We start from the raw sequence: 10,069 nt of genomic DNA, 5'->3' as shown, positions 1-10,069 counted from the left end.
GGCTACGGCCCGGGCACGCTGCCCGTCGCGGGCGACCCGCAGCCCGACGGCACCATGCGCTGGGCGGGCGCCGACGTGGTGCTCGGCCCGCTCATCGAGCCGGGGCATCCGCTCGCCGAACGCTTCGAGCTGCGCGACCTCACGCTCGTGCGGCGGATCGAGCACGACGGCGACCTCGTCACCGGCGTCACCGTCGAGGACCTGCGCACCCACGAGACGTCCTTCGTGCCCGCCGACCTCGTGGTCGTGGCCGCCGACGCATTCCGCTCGCCCCAGCTGCTGTGGGCCTCGGGCATCCGCCCTCGGGCGCTCGGGCACTACCTCACGGAGCATCCGGTGGTCATCTCCACCGTCGCGCTCGATGCCGACCGGATCGGCCGGTTCGCGACCGAGGCGCAGCTCGACGAGGAGCTCGCGCGCCGCGCCGAGCACGCCGCCGACCCGGTCGCGGCCGTGAACCGCATCCCGTTCTCTGAGCCCGACCACCCGTTCTCGCTCCAGGTGATGTACGCCGAGACCACGCCGTTCCCGATGACGCCGGATGCCCCGCACGCGCAGAACCGGTGGGGCTACGTGAACATGGGCTACGGCATGCGCAAGCGCCCCCGCTTCGAGGACGCCGTGACGTTCGACGACGGCGAGCTCGACTACCGCGGCTTCCCCAACATGACGATCACCTACGAGCTCACCCCGATGGAGCTCGCCGAGATCGAGGCCGCCACCGAGCGGCTCCGACGCGCGGGGAACGCGCTCGGCACGTTCGTCGCCGAGCCGCGCCTCATGCCGAACGGCTCGAGCCTGCACTACCAGGGCACGCTCCGCATGGGCGACGCCGACGACGGCACGTCGGTCGCCGACCCGTGGTCGCGCGTCTGGGGGTACGAGCACCTCGTCGTCGGCGGCAACGCCCTCATCCCCACGGCCACGACCATGAACCCCACGCTCATGAGCGTCGCGATCGCGGTGCGAGGCGCGCGCAAGGCGGCCGAGCAGCTGCGCGCCGCGGCGGACGCCGAGGCATCCGTCGCCCGCTGACCGTCGGGACACCACCCGCCCGCCCAGCCACACCAGAGCAGAGAGGAAGCACCGATGCTTCTCGAGAGAGACCTGATCCAGTCCGTCGGATTCCGCAACGTCCACGAGGGCGGCCGCGTGACCGGGTTCCAGCTCCGGGTGCGCATGCCGTCGTACCGCGGGATGGCGGCGTCGCTCATCGACGGCATCGCGGTGCGCGTCGACGACCTCGTCGACGTGGGCCCCGACGTGCCGCGCTGGACGTTCGCCGGTCGCATCTACAGCCTGGCCGAGCTCTGGGACGTCGACGGCGTGCGCTGGCCGCTCGAGGAGGCGGCGATCGTCACGGTGCCCTTCGCCGGCGGCCTCCCCGAGGGCGTGCACGAGGTGTCGATCGAGCTCCGGCTGCGCATGTCGTACATCCCCGAGGAGCACCAGCCGAGCACCTACCGCGAGACGCGCCACATCACGCTGTCGCCCGAGGCGGTCGGCGGTCCGTTCAAGTACGGCGTCTCGCTCTACAGCTTCATGACCGACTATGGCACCGTGCTCGACCTGGAGACCGCGCTCGCCGCCGTCGCCGACGTCGGTGCCACCGGGGTCGAGATCCTCGGCGAGGGCCACATCGCCGGGTATCCCGAGCCCACGACCGAGTGGATCGACCGGTGGTTCGCCCTGCTCGACCGGTACGCACTCGAGCCGACCAACTACGGATCCTGGATCGACACCCGGCTGCACTCCAGTGGCCCGAACGCCCGCGCGCTCTCGGCCACCGAGGGCGCCGGAATGCTGCAGCGAGACCTGCGGCTCGCGAAGCGGCTCGGGTTCCGATTCGTGCGCCCGAAGATCGGCGTCGTCTCGGGCGACCTGGTGCCCGACCCCATCTGGACGGAGTCCGTCGAGCGATCGCTCGACCTCGCCCAGGAGCTCGACATCGTGATCTGCCCCGAGATCCACTCGCCGACGCCGATCAGGCACCCGGTGGTCGACGACTACATCGACCTCATCGAGCGCACCGGCACGAAGCACTTCGGGCTCCTGCTCGACACCGGGATCTTCCAGGACCGGCCCATCCCGCTGCGCCCGGGCGAGCTGCCCGGCCAGCGCCCGGCGTTCCTCGACGGCATCGGCGTCGATCCGGCCGACGTCGCCGACATCGCGAAGTACGTCGTGTTCATCCAGGCGAAGTTCCACGACATCGACGAGCGGCTCGAGGACCAGCAGATCCCCTGGGAGCCGGTGCTCCAGGCGCTGAAGGACGCGGGCTACACCGGCTACCTCTCGAGCGAGTACGAGGGGGAGCGGAGCCCCTGGCGCTCGATTGAGCAGGTGCGACGCCAGCACTCCCTCATCCGGCGCATCGCCGACGGGCTCGACTGAGCCGCGGCATCCGACGCACACCCACTCGCAGGAATCACAGACAGGACGAACCATGCCGAACGGACTCATCGACGACTCCAGCCTGCGCGCCCACCCCGATGGACTCGCGCTCGCACTGACCCTGCCCTGGTACCGCAGCCTCTGGCTGTCGTCCGTGAGCACGCTGCGGCTCACGATCGACGGCCAGCCCGTGGACGCCGAGGACCTCGCGTTCGAGCTCGACGGCGTGCGTTACAGGCTGGACGAGCTGCCTGAACAGCACGACGTGCTCTGGTACCTGCAGGCGCACCCGCTGCTCATCGTCTCCCGGCCGCAGCGCGTGACCCTCGGCGAGACCCACGCGGTCGAGGTGTTCGGCGAGCTGCGACTGCCGTACATGCAGATCGCGCCGGGCGCCGATGGCGGGCCGGGCATGTACGTGCCCAACATCGTGAAGCAGGCCATGACCCTGACGGTCACCGATGCGGATGCCGCGCCGCCGGCGCTCGCGGGAGACGTGCCGCCGGCGCCCGCGGCCACCGAGGAGGACCCGTTCAAGCTCGGGCTCACGCTCTACTCGGCGAGCGCCGAGTTCCGCGCCGGCTGGTTCGACTTCTCGGGGCTGCTCGATCGGGTGGCCCAGCTCGGCATCGGCCCGGGCATCGAGATCGTCGCCTCGCAGGTGCTGCCGACGTACCCGGTCGTGTCCGACGAGTTCGTGCGCACGTGGCGGGAGGCGTTCGACCGGCACGGGTTCGACGCGAGCTCGTTCGGCGCGAACCTCGACATGGGCCGCCGCCGCGACCGCGACATGACGCCCGACGAGGAGTTCGAGTTCAGCGAGACGCTGTTCCGGGGCGCGGCGAAGCTCGGCTTCCCGCTCGTGCGCATCCAGAGCGCGAAGCCCGAGCTGCTGCGCCGGCTCCTGCCGGTCGCGGAGGAGCTCGAGCTCAAGCTGGCGTACGAGATCCATGCGCCGATGGGCCCGAACGCGCCCGAGATCGTGAAGGTCCGCGACGTCTACGCCGAGCTCGACTCGCCGCTGCTCGGGTTCGTCGCCGACTTCTCGGCCACGATGCGCTCGATGTCGCCGACGCTGCTCCGCGCGGTCCGCCGTGCGGGCCTCGACGACGACGCCGTGCAGACCATGCAGGACATCTGGGCGACGGATGCCCCGATGCGGCAGCGCCAGGAGGAGTTCATCGCCTACCTTCGCGGCCGCGACTTCGACCCCGGACGGCTCGGCTCGTTCGCCCACCTCGCGTTCAACATGCACGGCCACGTCGACCCGCGCGAGTGGGCCGACATCATGCCGCAGATCCTGCACGTGCACGCGAAGTTCTACGACATCGACGAGCAGGGCCAGGAGCCGGCGATCGACTACCCCGAGCTCGTGCGCGTGTTCGTCGAGGGCGGCTACCGCGGCTACTGGTCGAGCGAATGGGAGGGGCACGCGTTCGCCGAGCTCGGCGAGGTGGACCCCCTCCTGCTCGTGCGCAGGCAGCACGACCTGATCCGTCGCAGCATGCGGGCGATGCGGCAGCCGGCATGAGCGAGACCGTGACCGCTGTCGAGCAGCTGCGTGCCGCGAATCGGGCCGTGGTCGAGGCGTTCTTCGCGTCGAACCTCGACCGCCCCGACGAGCGCCTCGCGCTGTGGCATCCGGATGGCGTGAAGGAGCTGCCGTTCGCCCCCGCGGGACTGCCGAAGACCCGCTGGGAGGGCCGGGACGAGATCGTGGCGAACACCGTGAACAACGCCGGCATGTTCGCCGACTGCGTGCACCGCGACCTCGTCATCCACGCCGCCGAGGACCCGGAGCTGTTCTTCGTGACGAGCCGGATGGTGCCCGAGGCGACGTTCCTCGGCGAGCCGTATCCGCAGTCGTTCATCCACGTCATCCGGGTGCGCGACGGCCGGGTCACCCTGCAGCAGGAGTACTTCAACAGCGAGATCCTCGCCGAGGCCGAGCGCGCCGCACGCGCCAAGGGCAGAAGCCCGCTGCAGTAGGCGGCGAGAACCGAAGGAGTCCCATGGACGAGACCCTGGCCTCCGAAGCGAGCGCCGATACCGCGGACGACTTCGACTTCCGTCGCATGACCGTCCCCGACGCCATCCGCTGGCTCACCGAGCACGGCGAACCCGCCGACCGGCGAACCGACGTCGACACCGCGTCCCTCGTGCGGCGGTTCCCCCACCTCGCCGACGTCGAGACCGAGGACCGCCGTCTGGACGGGCCGCACGGCCCGGTGCCGATCCGCACCTTCCGCGACGCGACCGCCACGCCGAGCGGCCGCGCCTTCGTCTGGGTGCACGGCGGCGGGTTCATCGGCGGGAACCTCGACATGCCGGAGTCGAACTGGGTCGCGCGTGAGCTCGCGGCCCGCGGCATCCCGGTCATCTCGGTCGACTACGCGAAGTGCCTCGGCGACGTGCACTTCCCGGTCCCGTCCGACGACGTGCTCGCCGCGTGGCGGTTCATCGCGGATGCCGCGGCCGACCTCGCCGGCGTGACGTCCGAGTCGCTCGTGCTCGGCGGTGCGAGCGCGGGCGGGGCGCTCGCGGCGGGCGCCGTGACGCGGCTGCGCGACGCGGGGGAGCTGCTGCCCGCCGGGGTCGTGCTCGTCTACCCGGTCCTGCACCCGAACTGGACCGAGGGCTCCAAGTACATCGACCCGGCGTCACCGACCGGCCAGCTCACGTTGAACTACGCCGGGAGCGAGGCGGCGCTCGCCGATCCGCACGCGTTCGCCGGGCTCGGCGACGGCCACGGCTTCCCACCGACGTTGATCGTGGTGTGCGAGCGCGACGAGCTGCGGCCGTCGGGTGAGCGCTTCGCCGCGACCCTGACGACGGCAGGCGTCGACGTCGAGCTCCACGTCGAAGCGGGCGCCGAGCACGGCCACATCGACCACCCCGCCGATGCCGGCGCCCTGCACACCCTGAAGACGATCGAAGACTGGATCCTCGAGCGATGACCGACMACGACCCGGCGACGACCTTCACGAACCCGGTGCTCGCGGGCGACCGCCCCGACCCGGCCGTGATCCGCGTGGGCGACGAGTACTGGATGACGTACTCGTCGTTCCAGGCCGCGCCTGGACTGCCGCTGTACCGCTCGACCGACCTCGTGAACTGGACGTACGAGGGCTCGGCCCTGCCGCAGCCGCTCGGCAACACGTTCGCGGTCGACATCGCCGAGCACGACGGGCGCTTCTTCATCTACATCCCGTTCATCCCGACGCCCTGGTCGGAGCTGACGGAGCCGTCGATCTTCGTGATCCACGCGCCGTCGATGCGCGGTCCGTGGTCCGAGCCGATCGACCTCGGCATCCGCGGCGCGATCGATCCCGGCCACGTCGTCGGCGAGGACGGCCGCCGCTTCCTGTTCGTGAGCGGCATCCGTCGGATCGGGCTGGCCGACGACGGGCTGTCGACGGTGGGCGAACTCGAGCAGGTGTACGACGGCTGGCGCTATCCCGACGACTGGATCACCGAGGCGTACGCGCTCGAGGGGCCGAAGCTGTTCCGCCGCGGGGAGTGGTGCTACCTGGTCAGCGCGGTGGGCGGCACCGCTGGACCGCCGACCGGGCACATGGTCATCGTCGCCCGCTCGCGCTCGGTCGACGGCCCGTGGGAGAACCATCCCGGCAACCCGATCGCTCGCACCACGGATGCCGCGGAGCGTTGGTGGTCGCGCGGACACGCCACGATCCTGCGGGGGCCAGCGGATGCCTGGTGGATGCTCTCGCACGGGTACGAGCACGGCTTCCGCACCCTCGGTCGCCAGGTGCTGCTCGAGCCGATCGACTGGACTGACGACGGGTGGCCCGTGGCGGTCGCCGACGACCTCGGTGCGACCCAGGCAGCGCCGGCGGATGCCGCGCCGCAGGGCGCGGCGGCGAGCTTCGACGAGGATGCCGGCGCGTTCCGGCTCGGTGAGCGGTGGACCTTCCATGCGCCGTCACCCGGCGAGGCCGAGCGGCTGCGGGTCGACGACGGGCTCGTGCTCCGCGCGCGGGGTGACGGCCCCGCGAGCACGTCGCCGCTCTGCCTCGTGACCGGCGACCACTCGTACGAGATCGAGGTCGACGTCGAGCTCCTCGGCCAGCGCGCAGAGGCCGGGCTGCTGCTCTTCTTCAACCATCGACTGTTCTGCGGCATGGGCATCGACGGCGACCGCATGGTGAGCTACTCCGGCGGGCTCCGCACGCACTGGCGCGAGCCCGCGCCGGCGGCCCGCCGGATGGCGCTGCGCATCCGCAACGACGAGCACATCGTCACGTCGTGGTACCGGTTGCCCGGCGAGGAGTGGGTGCGGCACGCGATCCGCTACGAGACCTCGGGGTACCACGCGAACACGGTGGGCGACCTGCAGAGCCTCCGGCCGGCGATCTTCGCGAGCGGCGACGCAGCGGTGCGCTTCCGCGACCTGCGCTACCGCCCGATCGGCTGACGCCGCTCAGGGCGCGCGCTGCAGCAGCCGGATCCGCGCAGCCCCGACCGTGTGCGTCGGCAGGATGCTGAGCCGCTCGTCGCCGTTGATGAACCGGCCCCGGGTGACGGCGCCTTCCTCCAGCAGGAGTTCCTGCACCGAGTCGATCTCGACGACCGCGCCCTCGATGGCGAAGTCCATCGTGACGCCCTGCCCGACGACGATGAACGAGTCGGGAGCCGCTGCGATCAGCAGCCCGAAGGGTCGGTGGTCGGCAGGGGCCGGCACCGGAGCCGTCGGCAACGTCTCGTCGGGCAGGGACAGCTCCGGTGCGGGGGCCTGCACTCCCGCGTCGAGCAGCATTCGCTGGAGCAAAGCCAGCGTGCCGCGCGCCGTGACCTCGAGGGGGCCCCGGGTGCCGACGGGAGCGGACTCCTGGCCGGGTTCGAGGATGACGGCCGCGAGGGCGCCTCGGCCGCCCGCCGCGGTGATCTCGGACTCGAGTGCGGTCAGGTACGCGAGCACCGCGGCGACCTGCCCGTCGGGATTGGCCCGGTCGATGCCGAAGGCCGACCATCCGATCGCGCCGTAGGCGCCGATGGCCCGTACCAGCTCGCCGGCTCGCGGCCGGCTCTCGGGGACGAACAGCGGCTGGTCCGCCGACGCGTACGTCCGCATCGCGCTGTCCGCGTCGTCGACGTAGAGGTCGGGACCCACGAGCTCGAGCGAGGGCGCCCCCGAACGCCAGACCTCGATGACCGGCGAGGCCGGCCCGCCGCTCGGGTACTGCCCGGGACGGTCTTGGCCGGGCTGTGGGCCGAGCCACGCATTGGCGTACATCGGCACCCGCTTGACCGCTCGGCCTCGCCGGGCGAGGTGCTCCACGTAGCTGGAGAACGCCCAGGCCATGAACACCTCGTCGGCGCGCGCGTCGTCGCCGAACACCTCCGGCCACGAACCCGCGCGAATCTGGCCGCGCTCATGCCAGAGGTCGTGTACGGCGGAGGAACCGCCCGAGCCGAGTCGGTCGAGCAGCTCTGCGGGCACGGCGGCGTTCCAGGCCCGCTCGGCGAGCGGACCGCGGTCGCGGCTGTCGGAGAGCAGGCCGGACTCGTTCTCGACCTGGACCATCGCCACGGTGTCCTCGGCGTCCGCGACCGCCAGATGCCGCATGAGGGTCTCGAACGCGGCGGCGTCGGCATCGCGGAGCGCAGTGCTGAAGACCGAGAGCACCGGCTTCGCCGTCGCGCCCGGATACGTGAACGCCGTCCGTCGGCGCGCGTCGACCACCGCACGCGGGAACCGCCCCGCGTCGGCGCGAACCCACGTCGGGGCGTAGGTCGACGCGGCGTTCTTGAACGCGCCGAACCAGAGCAGGACGAGCCTGAGCCCGTTCGCGCGCGCCGCTTCGAGCATCGCGTCGACGAGCGTGAGGTCGAAGGTCCCCTCCTCGGGCTCCAGGAGTGCCCAGCTCACCGGCGCCAGCACGGTGTTGCCGTTCATCCGGCGAACGTGCGCGAACGACTCGGCGATCGACCGCCGCGAGGACGAAGACGAGTTGTGCACCTGTCCCCCGAGCAGCAGCGCGGGCCGTCCATCGTGGAGCAGCCGGAACCCGCGGTCCCGCTCAATCGACCAGCGGCTCGGCGCCGTCGCCGTCGTCGTGTCTGTCATCGTGGGTCTCCTTCGCGGCCGGTGTTCATGGTGGGTGGATCGCTGACGCGGAACTCGAACGACTGCGTGCGCTCCAGGGTGGAGCCGACGTGGAGACGGAAGAGTCCCGGTTCGACGACGAAGCGGGCGGCCGCGGCATCCGTCGACCAGAAGCCCAGCTCGCGCGCGCCGAGCTCGAACGAGACCGTGACCGTGCCGCCGGCCTCGATGGTGCGTCGCTCGAACCCGACCAGCCGGCGCACCGGAGGGGCGACGCTCGCCACCACGTCCTCCAGGTGGGCCTGGACCACCTCGTCACCGGATCGGTCGGATGTGTTCGTCACGTCCAGGGCGACGCTGAGCACCTCGCCCCGTTCGAGTGCGTCGAGGGGAAGCTCGTCACGCGAGAGACGCGGTGCCGAGTGCGAGAAGGTGGCGTACCCCGACCCGTGCCCGAACGCGAACTGCGGCCCGAGCTCGAGGTCGAGGTACTTCGAGGTGTACTTCTCGTGCACGTTGTCGGGGCCGTGCAGCCCGATGTCGACGGATGCCTCGGTGAGCGAGCCGCCGACCGTCGCCGGCCGGCCGGTGCGTTCGTGCGCGTAGTGGATCGGGACCTGCCCGACCGATCGCGGGAACGACATCGGCAGCCGGCCTGCGGGCTCGGCGTCGCCGTGCAGCACGTCGACGATCGCGGCGGCTGCCTCCGTGCCGCCGTGCCACGCCTCGAGCACGGTGGGCGCCACGTCGATCCAGTCGGCCACGACGAGCGGGCGGCCGTTCGCCAGCACCACGACGAACGGCGTGCCCGACGCGGCGACCTGCCGGATGAGCTCCTCCTGGCGCCCGGGCAGTCGCAGGTCGCTGCGCGACGCCGCCTCGCCCGAGAGCGAGCTCGGCTCGCCCACGCACACCAGCACGAGGTCGCTCTCGCGGGCGGCCGCGACGACGGCGGGAAGCTGCGAGACGTCGTCGTCGAGGAAGCCGACGCCTGGCAGGACCCGGAGCTCGGCTCGCGGCATCCGCTCGCGCAGGGCATCGGCGATGCGGCCCGCGGGCGCGGCGAACGACTGCGTCCACGCCCCGAGGTGATCGGTCGACTCCGCGTACGGGCCCGTCACCAGCACGCGCCGTGAATCGCGGAGCGGCAGCGTGCCGTCGTTCTTCAGGAGCACCATCGAGCGGGCAGCGGCGGCGCGCACCAGTTGCCGGCTCTCGACCGTGGGCTCGATCCGCTCGTCGGCCTCGGTCACGTAGGGCTCGTCGAAGAGCCCGAGCGACTCCTTCAGGGCGAGCACCCGGGCCACGGCATCGTCGACACGTTCGGGATCGAGCAGGCCGGGGGCCAGCTCCTCCTGCGCCAGATCGGACGGCGCGCCGCCCATCTCGACGTCGAGGCCGGCGCTCCAGGCGATCCGCACGGCGTCCGCGAGGTCGGCGGCGACGCCGTGGGGGATGAGGTTCCGCACGCCCTCGGCATCGCCGACGACGATCCCCTCGAACCCCCACTCCGCCTTCAGCACGTCGGTCAGCAGGCGCCGGTTGGCGTGCATCGGTCGGCCGGCGACCGTGTTGAACGAGGCCATGACGGATGCCGCGCCCTCGGCC

At 71.8% G+C, this 10,069-nt stretch carries 8 protein-coding genes; 6 read left to right on the top strand and 2 right to left on the bottom strand.

Translation table 11 applies throughout. The features are described 5' to 3' along the window. The 6 genes from AC1DY2_RS09320 to AC1DY2_RS09295 all read left to right on the top strand — a co-directional run. Positions 1-1,035: GMC oxidoreductase (locus AC1DY2_RS09320; RefSeq protein ID WP_476762162.1), on the top strand; the 1,035-nt coding region annotated here is incomplete at its 5' end. A gap of 54 nt (positions 1,036-1,089) precedes the next feature. Next, positions 1,090-2,394, top strand: a complete 1,305-nt coding sequence (locus AC1DY2_RS09315; RefSeq protein WP_476762161.1) for a C-glycoside deglycosidase beta subunit domain-containing protein — start codon at positions 1,090-1,092, stop codon at positions 2,392-2,394. A gap of 52 nt (positions 2,395-2,446) precedes the next feature. Continuing rightward, positions 2,447-3,925: a C-glycoside deglycosidase beta subunit domain-containing protein gene (locus tag AC1DY2_RS09310; protein ID WP_476762160.1), complete on the top strand. Its 1,479-nt coding sequence runs from the start codon at positions 2,447-2,449 to the stop codon at positions 3,923-3,925. Further along, positions 3,922-4,383 carry a nuclear transport factor 2 family protein gene (locus AC1DY2_RS09305; protein WP_476762159.1) on the top strand — a complete coding sequence of 154 codons (462 nt, stop codon included), beginning with the start codon at positions 3,922-3,924 and terminating at the stop codon, positions 4,381-4,383. Before AC1DY2_RS09310 ends, AC1DY2_RS09305 begins: the two co-directional genes overlap by 4 nt. Positions 4,384-4,406: 23 nt before the next feature. Next, positions 4,407-5,351 carry an alpha/beta hydrolase gene (locus tag AC1DY2_RS09300; RefSeq protein ID WP_476762158.1) on the top strand — a complete coding sequence of 315 codons (945 nt, stop codon included), beginning with the start codon at positions 4,407-4,409 and terminating at the stop codon, positions 5,349-5,351. After that, a complete protein-coding gene (locus AC1DY2_RS09295; protein ID WP_476762157.1) occupies positions 5,348-6,829 on the top strand; it encodes a family 43 glycosylhydrolase in 1,482 nt (493 codons plus the stop codon). The genes AC1DY2_RS09300 and AC1DY2_RS09295 overlap by 4 nt, the downstream gene beginning before the upstream one ends. Before the next feature lie 6 nt (positions 6,830-6,835). Here AC1DY2_RS09295 and AC1DY2_RS09290 read toward each other — a convergent pair whose 3' ends face one another. After that, positions 6,836-8,482: a DUF5597 domain-containing protein gene (locus AC1DY2_RS09290; RefSeq protein WP_476762156.1), complete on the bottom strand. Its 1,647-nt coding sequence runs from the start codon at positions 8,480-8,482 to the stop codon at positions 6,836-6,838. Then, a partial coding sequence (locus AC1DY2_RS09285) for a glycoside hydrolase family 3 C-terminal domain-containing protein (protein WP_476762155.1) occupies positions 8,479-10,069 on the bottom strand: 1,591 nt, incomplete at its 5' end. The genes AC1DY2_RS09290 and AC1DY2_RS09285, both read right to left, overlap by 4 nt.

It is taken from the genome of Agromyces sp. P1_H4 (genome assembly GCF_056405255.1).
This window is presented reverse-complemented; position numbering and strand designations above follow the sequence as displayed.